This is a genomic window from Planctomycetia bacterium (genome assembly GCA_015075745.1).
GTDB lineage: Bacteria > Planctomycetota > Phycisphaerae > UBA1845 > UTPLA1 > UTPLA1.
The window spans coordinates 1,718,060-1,733,417 of record JABTTW010000001.1 but is presented as its reverse complement, the minus strand read 5'-3'; the positions used below and the strand labels follow the sequence as shown (position 1 = coordinate 1,733,417).

Here is a 15,358-nt window from a genome sequence, read left to right as displayed (position 1 = left end):
CCAAGAATGGACACGAACGGTCGCGAGCAGCTCAAGCAGTTGTTGTTGGAGGCCGCGCGGCTCCCGCCGGAGCAGCGGCGCGACTTCGTCATTCGCGCGACCGCCGCAAATCCTGACATCACCGCCGAGGCAATCGAACTCCTCGCGACGCTTGACGACCCGCGCTTCATGAACGCCCCCACCGGGGCGGGCTTCGAGTCGGTCAATGGGCGAGCGATGCTGGAAGGACCGGGTCTGCGGATCGGACGCTACAAGCTCCTCCAGAAGATCGGCGAAGGCGGCTTCGGCATCGTCTTTCTCGCGGAGCAGGTCGAACCGGTGGTCCGCCGGGTGGCGCTTAAGATCATCAAGGCGGGCATGGATACGAAGCAGGTGATTGCGCGCTTTGAAGCCGAGCGCCAGGCCCTGGCCATGATGGATCATCCCAATATCGCCCGGGTTCTCGACGCCGGGCAGACCGAGCAGGGGCGGCCTTACTTTGTCATGGAGCTGGTCCGCGGCGAACCTGTGACCCGTTATTGCGACCGGGAGAAGCTGCCCATCGCCGAGCGGCTGACTTTGTTCCGCGACATTTGTTTCGCCGTGCAGCACGCCCATCAGAAGGGCATCATCCATCGCGATCTGAAGCCGTCGAACGTGTTGGTGACTTCCGCCGATGGTCGGCCGTTGCCGAAGGTCATCGACTTCGGCATCGCCAAGGCCACGGAAGTCCGACTGACCGACAAGACGTACTTCACCGAGCTGCATCAACTGGTCGGTACGCCGGAATACATGAGTCCCGAGCAGGCCGAAGTCTCGGGGATCGACATCGATACGCGCAGTGACGTGTATTCGCTGGGCGTGCTTCTTTACGAACTGCTGGCCGGTGGTCCGCCGTTTGACAGCCGAAGGCTCCGTTCTTCGCCGCTGGCTGAGATCCAGCGCATCATCCGCGACGAGGAGCCGCCCCGGCCCAGCACGCGCTTGCGCACGCTGGGTAACTCGTCGAACATCACCGTACTGCCGCGATCGGAGACTTCGGACGAGCCTTCGACGGACGCCATCTCGGAGATCGCGGAGCGCCGGCGCATGGAGCCGCTGGCGCTGACCCGGTCGCTCCAGGGCGATCTGGACTGGATCGTCATGAAGTGCCTGGAGAAGGAGCGCACCCGACGATATGCCACCGCCGTTGCACTCGCCGACGATGTCTCGGCCTTCCTGACTCACAAGCCGGTTTCGGCGAGTCCGCCGAGCAGGGCTTATAAGTTGAAGAAGATTTACCGGCGTCATCGGCGGGCCGTCATCGCCGGCGGGGCGATGATTCTGACGATGATCGTTTCCACGATCGTCTCGATCGGGTTTGCGATCCGAGCCTCCCGGGCCCTGGAGTCCGAAGCGGCCCAGCGGGCATTGGCCGATCGGCGTTCCGCTGAGACGCGCCAAGTCGCCGAGTTTCAATCTGAGCTGTTTTCCGGCATCAACGTGGAGGCGCTGGGGGCCGGTTTCAAGGAGCTGTTTCGCAAGCAGGTGGAAGAGAGCCTGCGCCGACGCTTTGTCGGAAAGTGGCCCGATCGGCGGAAACTCACCGATGCCGAAATCAGCGAGCAGATCCAGCAGTACGCCGACATCGTCGAACCGGTCCAGGCGGTGGATGTCGCCCGGCGCGTCCTCGGTGATTACGTCCTGAGCCGCGACATCGAGCTTGTCGAGACGAAGTTCGCTGACCAGCCGCGTGTTCAGTCGGAGTTGCTGTTTACACTCGGCACGATTCTTCGAACCCTCGGCCTTAACGAAGACGCCGAGCCCGCCTTGCGCCGGGCCGTTGAACTGCGCCGAGCGAATGACCCTGTAGATGTAGTCCTGCTGGCCGATGCCCTGTCGGAGCTTTCGTCGGTGCTCGGCGCTCAGGGGAAAAACCGTGAGGATGAGGTGGTGCGGCGGGAGGCGCTGGGCCTCTACGAGTCCGGTCTGGGAATTCAAAACGAAAGGACGATCATCGCTCGCAGCAATATCGCCATCAGCCGCTACGAGCAAGGCGACATGGCCGGGGCCGAGGCCGTGTTTCGAGAGGCTTTGGCCCAGGCGCGGGCGCTGCCCGAGACACCTAACCGGACCCTCGCGCAAATCCTGAACGATCTGGGCGGCCTTTTGCTCACCACGGGTGAACTCGACGAGGCGGAAAAGCTCATCAGTGAATCGCTCGACCTCCGCAGGAGATTGTTTCCGGAAGGCAGCAAGGAAGTCGCCGACAGCCTGTTGAACCTCGCCGGCGTCTATCACAACCGCGATGATTTTGTCTCCACGGAGAAGTGTCTCCGCGAGACGATCGACATGTACCACAAGGTGCTTGGCGAAGAGCACGTGGTTATTGCGACTTGCCTGAACAACCTCGCCGCGACCGTCATGGATATGGACGACATGCCCACGGCCATCGCGCTGGCGCGCGAGGCCCTGGCGATGAATCGCAAACTGCTGGGCGATGACCACCCGGATGTCATCATTAATGTGAATAACCTGGCGATGATGTATCAGTTGTCCGGCGACCTCGCCGCGGCCGAACCGCTCCTCCGCGAGGCGCTGGATGTGCGACGCAGCATACTCGGCGACGACCATCCGGACGTCGCCCTGAGCGAATCGAACATGGGTTATCAGCTCCTTAAGCAGAAAGACCCCGCCGGCGCGGAGCCGTACTTTCGCGAGGCGTTGGAGATTTACGCGCGGCAATCCCTGACGAAGCATCACTCCATGTACTCGTCCAAACTGGGGATGGCCCTTTGTCTCGCGGAGCAGGGCAAGACCGCCGAGGCGGAGGCGATTCTGGCCGAGATGAGCGCATCGCCCGGCATGGATGGGCTGCCGTCGTATCTTCGCGGCACCTTTATTAACGCCTATGTGCGGCTCTACGAGGAAAAGCACCGTGTCTCGCCGGACGAGGGCTACGACGAGCTTGCGAGACAGTGGCGCGAGAAGTCGAGGCCGAAACCGGCCTCGGCGCCTGCTGAGGGCGTGCCGGATTGAAGGTGACATAAGGTGACACACGGCCTTCGGGGATTGTGGCAACACTTGTACCGGGCGCAGGTTGGGGCGATTGGTGAAAACGTCGAAAAGTCGAAACGTCGAAATGGTGAGCGGCGGCGGGGTTGCGGGGGGGCATTCGAGAGGGTCCAGGAAAATGCAAGGGCGGTGACACAGATTGCGTCGGCGGTTGGCGTTGAGTGCGATCGGGTTTCCGGCTTTTCTGGTACCGCTTGCTGACGCGCGCGGCTCGGATCGGGGGCGCGGCGATGCGAAGATTTGAAGGTGACAATAGGCGAAAAAAGTTTGGCGGCGCTGGCAAGTGTTGTGGCAGGCATGTGTTGGGGCGGCTGGCCATTTGGGTGAAAAATGAGCGAAACAGGCCTGGGACCTGGGGGCTTGAGGTTTCCTGCACCGGAATCATCACTCGCTACCTCGCGGGTCATCGTTGGATCGATCTCCATCTATGAAATCTTGCTCAACGTGCGCGCGCATGGGAGGCTGGGACAGGGGGCCGCGGTCGGGTTGCGTTGGCCCTGCGGCGTGTTGACAATGTCGGCATGAACGCGACGAAACCGCCGACGACCTGCGACTTATCCATTCGCGTGCGCTACGCGGAAAGCGACCCCATGGGGTATCTGCACCACTCCAAGTACTTCGAGTATTTCGAGATGGGGAGAACGGAGCTGCTGCGCCTGGCCGGGTTTCGATATCGTGACCTGGAGGCGGCGGGGGTGCTCTTCGCCGTCGCGAAGATCGAGGTGCAGTTTCGCGCGCCGGCCTATTACGACGACGAACTGACACTGACCACGAAGATCGAGCGCATGACGCGGGCGCGCATCGACCACGCCTATACGCTGCGCCGCGGCGATCGACTGCTCTGCGAGGCCAAGAGCACGCTGGCCTGCATTGACCGCGCGGGCAAGTTGATTCCGATTCCGGATGAGATTTTTCACGCGGCGGAGCAGCACGGTTAGGGGCGGCTCAGCCATTGGGACGCCGCCGGCAACCGGAGCCCTGCCACCTTAAGAAAGGGGCCGCTGAATCGACTGCGCAAAAAAAGAAGTGGCCGCCCTGATTGTCGCGGTCAGAACGGCGAAGGGTGACTTGGGTGGAGCCGTAAAAGGTGCAATTCTTGTAGCCGGTGGCCGTTATGGTCGGGTGAGTGAGGGGTTAAGTTTCGGTGGAAACTGCTCTTTGAATTCGCAGGGCCCGCTCGCTGAGATAGGTCGGCATTTGTTCGAGGGAATCGGGGCGCTTAGAATCCGCTTGGGAGCAGACCTGATACCTGACGGCGCCTCGCGATCGCCGCCGTCGTCGCGGCAGACTCGAACTCGCACACCGTCAGAGGTCGCAAAATATCCATGACCCAGAACAGGCTATGGCGACAATTCCGAGTGGGGATGATCGTCGCGGACGGCGCGGCGATTCTCTTCGCCTACATGCTGGCCGACATCATCCGCTGCCGCCTCTATATGGGCGTGCCGTGGCCGGAGCTTCTCCCGGGGAAGATCAGCAGCGTCCGCGAGGTGCACCTGAAGGTCATGGTGTTTCTGCCGATCGCGTGGCCTGTGATTCTTGGGATGATGGGGTCATATCAGGAGCGATGGCGGTCCTTTGGATGGCACCTGCGAACGGCAATTATTGCCGATGTGATCCTCGCCCTGCTGATTGCCGGACTGGCCCTGCTGTTCGTCCGAATCGAGTATCCCCGGGCCCAGATCGGCTTTATGCTTTTGGTGGTGCCTGCGACCAGCCTTTTGGTGCGAGGTATAACAGGCATCGTCGGCAGTTGGATCAACTCCCGGCAACAACGGCACGTCTTGATCGTCGGGACGGGCCGCGATGCGATTCGGATACGCAGGCTCCTGCGTACGGCCGCGCTCGGACGCCCCATGGTTTTGGGCCATTTGCGGGGCTTTTGGGAAGAAAGCGGCTCTGAATTCGCCACCGGCGCGGTCCTCGGCGGCATCGAGGAACTGGGTCGGTTTCTGGACGGCAACGTCGTGGACGAGGTCATTTTTTGCGCCCCGATCGAGGTGCTGCCGAAGCTGCTGCCGTACGTTCAATTGTGTGAGGAGATCGGGGTCACGGCCCAGATTCAGGTGGAATCGCTGGCATGCCACTCAACACCGGAATTGGTGAATTTTCACGGTATCCCGCTCCTGGCCTACTCGCCGGTGCGGCACACGCCGGAGCTCTTGTGGGTCAAGCGGGCGGCGGATGTTGTGCTTACGGTTATCGGGATCATTCTGGTAGCGCCGATAATGTTCTTATGCGCGCTGGCAATAAAGGCGACATCTCCGGGTCCGGTTCTGTTTCGGCAACGAAGAAGCGGCCTGAGCGGTCGGGAATTCGCCATGCTCAAGTTTCGGACGATGGAACTGGGCGCGGAGGCAAAGCAGACCGAGCTGGCCAAGATGAACGAGGTCGAGGGGCCGGTCTTCAAGATGGAGAACGATCCGCGCGTAACGACGGTCGGCAAGTTCCTGAGGCGATGGAGCCTCGACGAGTTGCCGCAGCTTTTCAACGTGCTCAAGGGAGATATGTCGATCGTCGGCCCGAGGCCGCCGCTACCGTCCGAGGTCGTCAGGTACGATCGCTGGCAGCGTCGGCGATTGAGCATGAGGCCGGGGCTGACGTGTATCTGGCAGGTGAAGGGTCGTCATCGGATCGGTTTCGAGGAATGGATGAAGCTGGACCTGTTTTATATAGACCATTGGTCATTGAAGCTCGATTTCTTTATTCTATGTCGCACGATCAGCGCGGTGCTCAGCGGATCGGGTGCGTGAGTTCGGACGCGGCGCCGCGCCTGGCGATGTCATGCCCGCCGGGTGGGGGGCGCATCATCGACACATTGTCGCGTAAGAGGCCTTCATGATGGGATTGCTCCCGACACTAGCCGCCTTGTCGGCATGTATCGTCGCTCAGCCGACGGTCGGGGACGCGCTCGCGCCTCTCTCGCCCGACAAGCCGCTGTCGAGCATGGTCCGCGCCGAGTTGCGGCCGGAGAAGACGGTGGTGCCGGTCGGCGGCAAGGTGATCGTTGAGTTCGCCATTTACAATCTGACGGATGAAAAGGTGACGCTCTCCGTTCCCGGGGCGCTGGTTGGGAAGGAGCGGCCGGACATCGGCGTCGGCCTGCCTCTCGAACATGTGTTTTCGGGACCGCAGTTTCGCGCTTTGGAAGTTGCCTCGGAAGAGATGCCGAACATGGGCGACCGTGTGACGCGCAAACCGGAGTATCCGATACCGGCCATCACGCTGGCGCCGTTCGGCGTCGCGGGCCTGAGGTTTGATGCTTCGCGATTTTATCCGGGGCTGCATCAGGCGGGCATTTACGAGCTCAAGTGGAAGCCCTACGGCGGAGCGCTGGAAGCGCCTCCCGTCGTCGTTACGGTCGTGCCTTATAAGCAGGTCCTGATGGAGACGGAGTACGGCACGCTGACGATCCAGTTGCTGTATGAAAAAGCGCCCCGTCACGTTGCGAACTTTCTGGAGCTGATCGACCGGCGTTTCTACAACGGCAAGGTGTTCCATCTGGTCATGCCGAATCAGTTCATCCTCGGCGGTTCTCCCGACGGCAACGGCGAGGGCAAGCGGCCCGACGGTCTGACGCTGGAGCCCGAGTTCAACGATACGGCCTTTGAGATCGGCACGGTCGGCATGGCCCTTCTACCGGGCGATCCGCATTCGGGAAGCTGCCAGTTCTTCATCTGCCTGTCGCGTCAGCCGGGCTGGGACGGGCGATACACCGCCTTTGCGCAGATCACCGGCCCGCAGTCGCTCGCTACGCTGCGGCGCATCGGCGAGACGGCGACCGATGCGAATCGGCGTCCCGAATCCCCCCTGATTATCAAGAGCATGTCGGCTGTGGACGCGCCGCTTGTGGAATCCCGCTAGGTCGTTTGTTCGGCTTCCTGCCTCCGGCCGCCGGCGGAATGGCTGATCGCCGGGCGATTCGTAAATTGTTGCGGCCATGCATCACCGATATATTCCGGCCGCGATGTCGCATGACTCCAAGTACCTGAATTCCGCCAAGCTCATTGCCGCCTGCACGCTTTTGTCGCGCTTTACGGGCCTGGCCCGGGATATCGTTCTCAACCATGTGTACGGCCAGAAGTGGGTGCAGGACGCCTTCAACTACGGCTTCCTCATTCCGAATCTGTTTCGCCGCCTGTTCGGCGAAGGGGCCTTGTCGGCGATCTTCATTCCCATCTTCACCGAGACCCTCGACCAGCGCGGGCGCAGCGCCGCATGGACCCTCCTCGGGCGGGTAGCGGGTCTGATGACGGTGGTCCTTGTGGCCATCACGGTGCTATTGGAAGTTGGAGTGCTGGTGGTATGGCACTTCAAGCCCGGAGGGGCGATGCGCGAGCTGCAGACCGGCCTGACGGCGGTGATGCTGCCGTTCATGATCGGCATCTGCCTGCTGGCGCTGTTCTCCGCCATCCTCAATTGCCTGAATCACTTTGCCGTTCCCTCGCTGATGCCGATCGTGTTGAACATCATGAACATGTTCGGCGTGCTGGTTGTCGGGCCGATGCTGGGCGATTTGCTGGAGGAGCAGATCTTCGGCGTGGCCTACACGGTGCTTGCCGCGGCCGTGATTCAACTGCTCATCATCCTGCCGGTGCTTCGCAGACACGGCGTCGAGTTTCGATTGTCGCTGGGGCTTCATGATCCTGACGTGCGCCGGATCGGACGCATGTTTCTTCCGGTTTTGCTGGGGCAGGGCGTGCTGCTCTTCTCGGTCTTCTTTGACGCCTACATCTGTACTTATCTGACGCGTGGCCCCAAAGCGCCGCCTTCTTTTACGCTCATGGGGCACGAGTTTGACTATCCGCTGGTCGAGGGGGCGCTGTCCGCGGTGAACAATGCGCAGCGCCTTTATCAGTTTCCGCTCGGGGTGCTGGCGATCAGCCTGGCCACCGCCGTGTTCCCGTTGTTCTCGCTTTATGCGAGCCGGCAGGACTTCGGCGGACTGAGGTCGACGCTTGGTCAGTCGATGCGCGTGGCGATTTTTGAGGGCGTTCCGGCGGCGGTGGTCCTGTTCGTACTTGCCGAACCGATCGTCTCGCTGCTTTTTGAGCACGGGCGGTTCGGCCCTGATGCGACGCGGCGGGCGGCGTGGGTGCTCAAGTGGTACGCGGTGGGCATTCCCGCGTTCTGCTGCCAGCATATTCTGCTCCGCGGGTTTTACAGTCTGAAAGATACGCTGACGCCGATGTGGATTGGTGTGTCGCTGGTGGCACTGAATATTGTCCTGAGCGCGTCGCTGGTCTGGCATCCATCGATCCGCGAGGCGGCATTTGGCATCAGCACGTCAACGACCGCGGCCATGCACGTGTGTGTGTCGCTTTGGCTGCTGCGAAGGCGACTGCGCGGGCTGATCGGTGGGAGGCTGATTGCCAGGTCGGCCGTCAAAACGCTTCTGGGCGGGGCGATTGTCTGGATGGTTTCCTCGCTTGTATTCTCGTGGGCACAGGAATGGCCCATTTCCTATCTCGGCCGAACGGGAACGCGGTGCATCTATGTATTCGTGCCGCTGGTCTCTGCCGTCTTGGCTTATCTCCTGCTGGCCCGCATCCTCAAGAGCGAGGAAATCGACTGGCTGCTCCGCCGTCGGCCCGTCGCAGTAGAAACGCCCGGTCCTCGCCCGTAGTCGCCCCGGGCGTCGCCGCCTTATAATCAATGAATGCCGACCATGGACGACATTGCTGTTGCGCCGGAGACATTGGGCGACATCGCCGACCTGCCCGCGATGTTCAACAACGACCGCCCCGTCGAGCTTGAGATCGGCTGCGGCAAGGGCGCGTTTCTGCTGCGGCAGGCCAGGGCGCATCCGGAGCGCAACTATCTCGGCATCGAGTGGGCCAATCAGTATTATCGCTTCGCTGCGGATCGGATGGCGCGCTGGGGCATGTCCAACGTGCGGGTCATGCGCTGCGACGCGAAGGAGTTTGTCCTGCACCGGCTGCCGCCTGCGTCGCTTTTTGCGCTGCACGTTTATCATCCCGATCCGTGGCCCAAGAGGCGTCACCGCAAGCGGCGGATGTTCACGCCGGACTTTGTCGAGGCGGCAGCCCGTGTGCTTCAGGCGAACGGCCGGCTTGCGGCGCAGTCCGATCACGCGGAATATTTCTGCCAGATTCAGTCGGCGATCCTGTCGAGCCCCGCGTTTACGGTGATGCCCTTTGATGACGCTGAGTTCGGGACGGTCGACGAGCAGGTGCAGACGAATTTTGAAATCAAGTATCTGCGCGAAGGCCGGCCGATCTATCGGCTTGCCGTGAGGAGGGTGACATGATCCGCCGAGTCATGACAACCCTTCTGATCCTCTTCGTGCGGGCTTATCAACTCGTGCTGCGCCCCCTGGTGCCCGGCAACGCGTGTCGGTTTCATCCCACGTGCAGTGAATATGCGCTTGAGGCGCTGAATCGCCACGGCCCCTGGCGCGGCGGCTTGATCTCCATTCGCAGAATACTGCGCTGCCACCCGTTCGCGCGCGGCGGGATTGATCTGGTTCCCTAGAGATTGGAAATCGACAGAACTCTACAGCGGGCCGACGCGTCGCTTGATCGACGGCTTGCCATAGCGCGTGCCTTCACCTGTGATGCGATGTTCGTGCGGCATCTTCGCCTCCTCTTCGGCTGATGGGGGCCGTCGCTCCGCCAGCGATTTGTCCACGGTGGTGCGCAGGTAGTTCGCCGCCTCTTCCACGTCGTCGGTGACGATGAAGAGATCCAGGTCCTCTTTTGAGATGGATCGATATTCCCGCAGAAGCATTTCGCGGAAGAATCCGACGAGCGGCGACCAGTATTTGGAATCAAAGAGCACCACCGGAAACCTGGGGCTCTTTTCTGTTTGAATGAGCGTCATCGACTCGAAGAACTCATCGAGGGTCCCGAAGCCTCCGGGAAAGCAGACCATCCCGAGGCAATACTTGAGGAACATGACCTTGCGCACGAAGAAATAGTGAAACTCCAGGCTGATGTCTTGATAGGGGTTGGCTTCCTGCTCGTGCGGCAGGGTGACGTTGAGGCCGATCGAGGTGCCTTTCGCGTTGTATGCGCCGCGATTGGCCGCTTCCATGATCCCCGGCCCGCCGCCCGTGATAATCGCGAAGCCAAGATCGACCAGTCGCGCCGCGAGGCGGTCGGCGTTCTTATAGTGGGGCTCGTTGGGTTGCGTTCGCGCCGAGCCGAAGATGCTCACCGCCTGGCCGATGCGCCCCATGGTCTCGAAACCTTCGACGAACTCCGCCATGATGCGGAACATCCGCCAGGTTTCCTGGCTCGGGTCTCGATGTAGCGATTGCTCATTGGACATTAGGTTCTCCCGTCTGTTGGCGATCTTTACTCGCGGCAATCTTGAGGCAGCGTGATCGTAAACTCGGCCCCGCCGCCGACGGGCGATGCCGCGCTGATCGTTCCGCCGTGCTGGCGGATGATTCGCCTCGCCGTGGCAAGTCCCAGGCCGGTGCCGCCCTTCTTGGTGGAATAATATGCCTCGAAGAGGCGATCACGCTGTCCGACATCAAAGCCGGGACCACTGTCTGAGATGACGAGCTGTCCGGCGCCGGATGAATCCTGCGAAATGCGAATCTGAATCTTTCCTCCGCCGGGCATGGCCTGTTGGGCGTTGATCAACAGGTTGAGCACGGCCTGCTTGATGTGATCGGCGTCGACGCGGCACACGACCGGCGCATCGGCGGGGATCATCTCCAACTCGACGCCTCCTGCATGCGCCTGCGGTCGATAGAATTCAACAAGCTCGGCGGCGACCAGATTCAGATCGTGGGCGGCGAGCCGAAGATCGCGTTTACCGATGTACTTGAGAAAGTCGTACAGAATCTGTTCGAGGCGGTTGGCCTCCTTGAGCAGCGTCGCGATTCGGGCTCGGCTGCGCCGGGCCACGTCCTGCGGATCGCACGGCTGATCGGCGGTCGGCGCCTCCACCTTTCGCCAGTCCTCATCGAGCAGTTGCAGGTTGACCTTCAGGGTCGAAAGCGGATTGCGAATCTCATGGGCCAGGCCGCCGGTCAGCGCGGAGAGTTCGACGATCTGCTCGGCCAGGTGAGGCGAGGCGACATGGTGAGGATGGGTATGCTTGTCGGACCTCTCTTCGGCCATTCATGGGGCTCCGTTGGAGGCGCATTGTATCAGCGTTTTGCCGACGGGGTGTAGGGCGCCGCTTGGTGAAGAGTGTGAGGCGATTCAGGGAGCTTCCAAAGTATCCCGTGATTCGGTCGCCCAGTCGACGCGCTCTGCCGCGGAAATGTGCTCGTCAAAGTAGGTGAGATCGATCAGTTTGACGACACCGGCCTCTCCGCAGACGGCGATCGTGCGCCCGTCGGGGCCGAATCTGGCACAAAACATTTGCGACGAGACCTTTTCCACCACTGCAAGGGCAGTTTGCTTCTCCAGCGACCACAACTGTACGACACCGCCGCGCGTGGCGGACGCGGCGAATCGTCCGTCGGGGCTCACGGTCAGGCCGAAGATATCCTGATCGCTGCCGGTCATGGCGCCGACGCAAATCTTTTTCGCCACATCCCAGATTCGAATAGTCGCATCGTCCCCGCCGGAGAGGACCAGTCGCCCATCGGCCGAGTAGCAAACTGCTCGCACGGGAACCTTATGACCTTTGAACACCGCAAGCGGCGCGCCGTCGACTGCGGACCACAATCGCACGGTGCCGTCAATGCCGCACGATGCAATCGTCCGGCCGTCGGGCGATACGGACAGCATCGGACATCGGCCGGAGTGCCCTCGCAGAACAGCCACACATTCGTGTGACACGGAGTCCCAGATGCGAAGCGTTGCATCATCGGCGGCTGAGACGACACGGCTGCCGCCCATGCAAAAGGCCACGCTCTCCACGAAATTGTCGTGTCCTTTCAGCACGGCCCGGCATACGCCGTCGGCGATGCTCCACAATCGCACGTCGTGGTCGTAACCGCCGGTTGCCAGCAGTTCGCCGTCCGGACTAAAGGCCGCCGAAGTCACCACACCGCGATGGCCGCTGAACGCTTGTATTCGCTGCCATGTACGTGTATCGAAGACGCGGATCGGATCGGGCCCGCCTGCCGCCGTGACCGCGAGCCTTTCGCCGTCCGCGCTGTATGCCAGGCCGAAAAGTGTGCGACCGTTCACCTCCAGCACGCGCGTGCCCGGGTGGTCGGCCGCATCCCAGATTTTCAGAAGTCCATCGAGTCCCGCGCTGACCAGCTTGTCCCCCTTCTTTGCGAAATAGATAAACGACGGCGTGTTGGTATGTCCGCCGAGTGTTCGAGTCGCGCTTCCCGTCTCGGTGTCCGTCAATTGGATGAGTCGATCGTTCGATCCGCTTGCCAGGGTCGCGCCGTCGGCCGAGAAGGCCAGCGACACAATGGGGGCGTGATGGAGTCGCTCGCTCCATAGCAGGTTTCGATCACGCCAATTCCATACCTCAGCGGATCCCTCTTCGCGCCCCAGCGCCAGGAGTTGACCATCGGGATGAAATCGCACGGCCGTGACATCTTTTCGGGGGCCCATCGGAGCGGGCAGCGCGAGCGTATTTTGGCGGTTGTTCAGTTCAACGATGATGACGGTGTCATTGGAGCCTCCCAGGGCGATGTGCTGCGCCGATGGATCCATATCCATGGATCTGATCCCGTCAGACTCGAGACACGGTGGCGCAATGCGTCGGCCCTGCGGATCGAAAGCGCAAACAGCTTGTTCCATTGTATTGATGAAGTAGAGTTGTCCGTCGGGCGTGGGGCAGATCGTACGGATCGCCCGATCCCCGTGCTGGAAATCGTTCGTCATTTCTCCTGTCGAAAAGTCCCATGTCTCGACGCGGCCCTGCACCGAGCCGACGACAATCCGATTCGTCAAACCCACAAATGAAACGGCGAGAATGTTGTCGCTCGTTGGGCCGATCACCTTCAGCGGCTTCATCCCCGGCCATTGAAACAGGTGGATGTTTCGTCCGACCGCGACGGCAGCGATCTCGCCGGTACTGTTGAAGGCGAGCCGCGGGTTGCCGCCTTTTGCGCAGGGGATCGTCTCCCGACAGGGCGAGGCGGCATAGAGCTCCCACAGCGCCCAGTAAGCGGCATCATCCGGCGGCCACACGGTTCGCGGCTCTCTTCGAAACGGCGAGGAAAGCCACTCTCGATGCAGCATCGACTCCGCGAGGGGAACGTTGCCGGACTGGGCGAGCAGACGCCCGCGCTCGATGTTGCTTTCGCGCAGGGCGGCGGCGAGCGATTCCGCCGATTGGGATATGGTGTGTTCGGCACTGACGGCTCGGTCTCGCTCAATGGCGATCAGCCGCGTCTGTCGGGCACTGACGATGGCAAAGCCGAGGACCAGGATGGCGAAGGCGGACAGGACGACGGCGGCCAAGCGATGCCGATGAACCGTCTTGCGAAGCAGGTACCATCGGCTGTCCCTGCGCGCTTCGACCGGCTCGCCCGTCAGGCAGCGCGTAATGTCATCGCCGAGCGCGCCGGCCGACTGGTATCGACGCTCCGGTTCGGTGGCCAGCGCGCGAAGGATGACGGCCTCCAGTTCGGAACTGACGTCCGGAGAGATGAGCGAGGGGCGTTTGGGCTCTCGCTCCTCCACCGACTTGATGAAATCGGGTAGCGAACTTGACGCGGGAAACGGGTGCTCTCGGGTCGTCGCCTCGTACAGGAGGATGCCCAGGGCGTAGACGTCCGTACGCGTGTCGATATCCGCCGTGGCACCGCGAAACTGTTCCGGCGCGGCGTAGGCGAAGGTTCCCATGAATTCGCCGGCCTGCGTCGTTGCGGAATCAATCGCCTGTGGGTGGCTGCCGAAGACCTTCGCCAGCCCGAAGTCGAGAATATGAGGACGTCCGTCGAAATCAACCAGAATGTTGGCAGGCTTGAGGTCGCGGTGAATGATCCCGCGCTGGTGCGCGAAATTCACGGCGTCGCAGACGTCGGCCATCAACCGCAGCAAGCCGTCCTGCGTGGGTCGGCGCTGGCTCAGATAAACGTTGAGGGGGACGCCCTCGACATGCTCCATGGCGAACCAGTGCCAGCCATCCGGCGTCTTGCCGCTTTCGAAAACGGTCACAATGAGCGGGTGACGGAGGCCCGCGACGATTTCGATCTCTCGTTCAAAGCGCCGCCGTTGCCGCGAGGTGGCCAGCGCGGCAGAGAGCATCATCTTGATCGCCACGAGGCGCTTGGCCCCGGACTGGCGAGCGAGATAAACGACACCCTGTCCCCCGCGATGCAGCTCTCGGATGAATTCGAATCCCTTTACCTGAGGGAGTGATCCGGGGTCCGCGCGGGATGCGGCGACGAGACCTGCGGGGTCGGCGGTCTTGATCGACTTGAGAAAGCCGTTGTTTTTTTCAATGTCGCGAAATCGGGCGCGGCACTTGGCACAGGCCAGGAAATGCGCCTGTAGCGATGCGTGCAGCCGGTCGTCCGTCTGCGCACGTTCCAATTCTTCGATCGAACAACAACGCGTCATGTATGATTGACCGGACTCCCTTTGACCGCCCCATTTGAGGGAGGCTCGTAGAGGAGAGAGAAGCGACCGATCGTCCTAGACGAGCCCGAATCGCTCGTTCATGACGTCGACAACCGTCCGAAGCCGACGAAGACAGCGGTGCTTTGCCATGTATACAGCTCTCGGGGTGGTCCCCAGCCGATTCGCCACATCCTGGGCGCTAAGCTCGTCCACGACGTGAAGGCGAAATGCCTCCAGGGTCAGCTTGCTGACACGGGAAGTCTCGCCCATTTCCCGCATGGCGCTTTCAAGAACCGTCTGACGACACTCCGACTCCCAGATCGCGCTCATCTCAGACTCATCCGGCAGCGATATGATCGCGGACTCCCCGCGCGTCTCGCGGCGGGTAGCCTTCTTCCTGAAGGCATCCCCCAGCCGATGACGGGCAATCCCCATGAGCCAGGCCCCGAGTCGGCCCCGGGAACGGTCGTACTTGCCGGCGCGATAGTCACGGACGAAATGAAGCAGTGTCTCCTGCGCGAGGTCGGCGGCGTCCTCGGCCTCCAGACCCAGCCTGCGCCCAAAACTGACGAGAAGCGGGCGGAATCGCCCGTCAAACTCGCGCCAGATCGCCTGATTCTTCGCGTCGTGAAGATTCTCGAGCAAGGCGGTTGATGTCAATTCGGCGGAAGATAACGCCATCGGCTTCACCCCGGTTCAATTATACCGTCCCGGAGCACCAGCCTGCTCGGGCGTTATTTGGTTCTAAGGCCTGATAATAAAGACACTTACGCAACAAGTGAAACAATTCGATCCCTTCCTACGCATGACTTGTAGGGGCGTGTGCGCCCCTGGCCAGAGTGTCAGTACGTCAACTCATCCGGAGA

At 61.6% G+C, this 15,358-nt stretch carries 11 protein-coding genes; 7 read left to right on the top strand and 4 right to left on the bottom strand.

Annotation, left to right across the window (positions count from 1 at the left end; genetic code table 11):
• Positions 1-6 precede the first annotated feature (6 nt).
• The 7 genes from HS101_06815 (at position 7) to yidD (ending at position 9,528) form a co-directional block, all read left to right on the top strand.
• Positions 7-2,997 carry a tetratricopeptide repeat protein gene (locus HS101_06815; protein MBE7505985.1) on the top strand — a complete coding sequence of 997 codons (2,991 nt, stop codon included), beginning with the start codon at positions 7-9 and terminating at the stop codon, positions 2,995-2,997.
• Positions 2,998-3,554: 557 nt separating this feature from the next.
• Positions 3,555-3,971 carry an acyl-CoA thioesterase gene (locus tag HS101_06810; protein ID MBE7505984.1) on the top strand — a complete coding sequence of 139 codons (417 nt, stop codon included), beginning with the start codon at positions 3,555-3,557 and terminating at the stop codon, positions 3,969-3,971.
• Positions 3,972-4,358: 387 nt separating this feature from the next.
• Positions 4,359-5,786 carry a sugar transferase gene (locus HS101_06805; protein MBE7505983.1) on the top strand — a complete coding sequence of 476 codons (1,428 nt, stop codon included), beginning with the start codon at positions 4,359-4,361 and terminating at the stop codon, positions 5,784-5,786.
• Positions 5,787-5,871: 85 nt separating this feature from the next.
• On the top strand, positions 5,872-6,897 hold the full coding sequence (locus tag HS101_06800; protein ID MBE7505982.1) for a peptidylprolyl isomerase: 1,026 nt from the start codon (positions 5,872-5,874) through the stop codon (positions 6,895-6,897).
• 76 nt (positions 6,898-6,973) lie between these two features.
• The gene (gene murJ / locus HS101_06795; protein ID MBE7505981.1) at positions 6,974-8,659 is read left to right on the top strand and encodes a murein biosynthesis integral membrane protein MurJ; all 1,686 of its coding nucleotides are present in this window, start codon (positions 6,974-6,976) and stop codon (positions 8,657-8,659) included.
• Between the two features lie 42 nt (positions 8,660-8,701).
• Positions 8,702-9,304 carry a tRNA (guanosine(46)-N7)-methyltransferase TrmB gene (trmB, locus tag HS101_06790; protein MBE7505980.1) on the top strand — a complete coding sequence of 201 codons (603 nt, stop codon included), beginning with the start codon at positions 8,702-8,704 and terminating at the stop codon, positions 9,302-9,304.
• Entirely contained in the window at positions 9,301-9,528 is a 228-nt protein-coding gene (yidD, locus tag HS101_06785) for a membrane protein insertion efficiency factor YidD (GenBank protein MBE7505979.1), read from the top strand. The genes trmB and yidD overlap by 4 nt, the downstream gene beginning before the upstream one ends.
• A gap of 21 nt (positions 9,529-9,549) precedes the next feature.
• Here the strand turns inward: yidD and HS101_06780 are convergent, their stop codons facing one another.
• The 4 genes from HS101_06780 to HS101_06765 form a co-directional block, all read right to left on the bottom strand.
• Positions 9,550-10,326 carry a TIGR00730 family Rossman fold protein gene (locus HS101_06780; GenBank protein MBE7505978.1) on the bottom strand — a complete coding sequence of 259 codons (777 nt, stop codon included), beginning with the start codon at positions 10,324-10,326 and terminating at the stop codon, positions 9,550-9,552.
• Between the two features lie 26 nt (positions 10,327-10,352).
• Positions 10,353-11,129 (bottom strand): hypothetical protein, encoded by a 777-nt coding sequence (locus tag HS101_06775; GenBank protein MBE7505977.1) that lies wholly within the window; start codon positions 11,127-11,129, stop codon positions 10,353-10,355.
• A gap of 84 nt (positions 11,130-11,213) precedes the next feature.
• Complete coding sequence (locus HS101_06770; protein MBE7505976.1) at positions 11,214-14,465, bottom strand: protein kinase; 3,252 nt, start codon at positions 14,463-14,465, stop codon at positions 11,214-11,216.
• A 102-nt stretch (positions 14,466-14,567) separates the two neighbouring features.
• The gene (locus tag HS101_06765; GenBank protein MBE7505975.1) at positions 14,568-15,173 is read right to left on the bottom strand and encodes a sigma-70 family RNA polymerase sigma factor; all 606 of its coding nucleotides are present in this window, start codon (positions 15,171-15,173) and stop codon (positions 14,568-14,570) included.
• Positions 15,174-15,358: the final 185 nt, after the last annotated feature.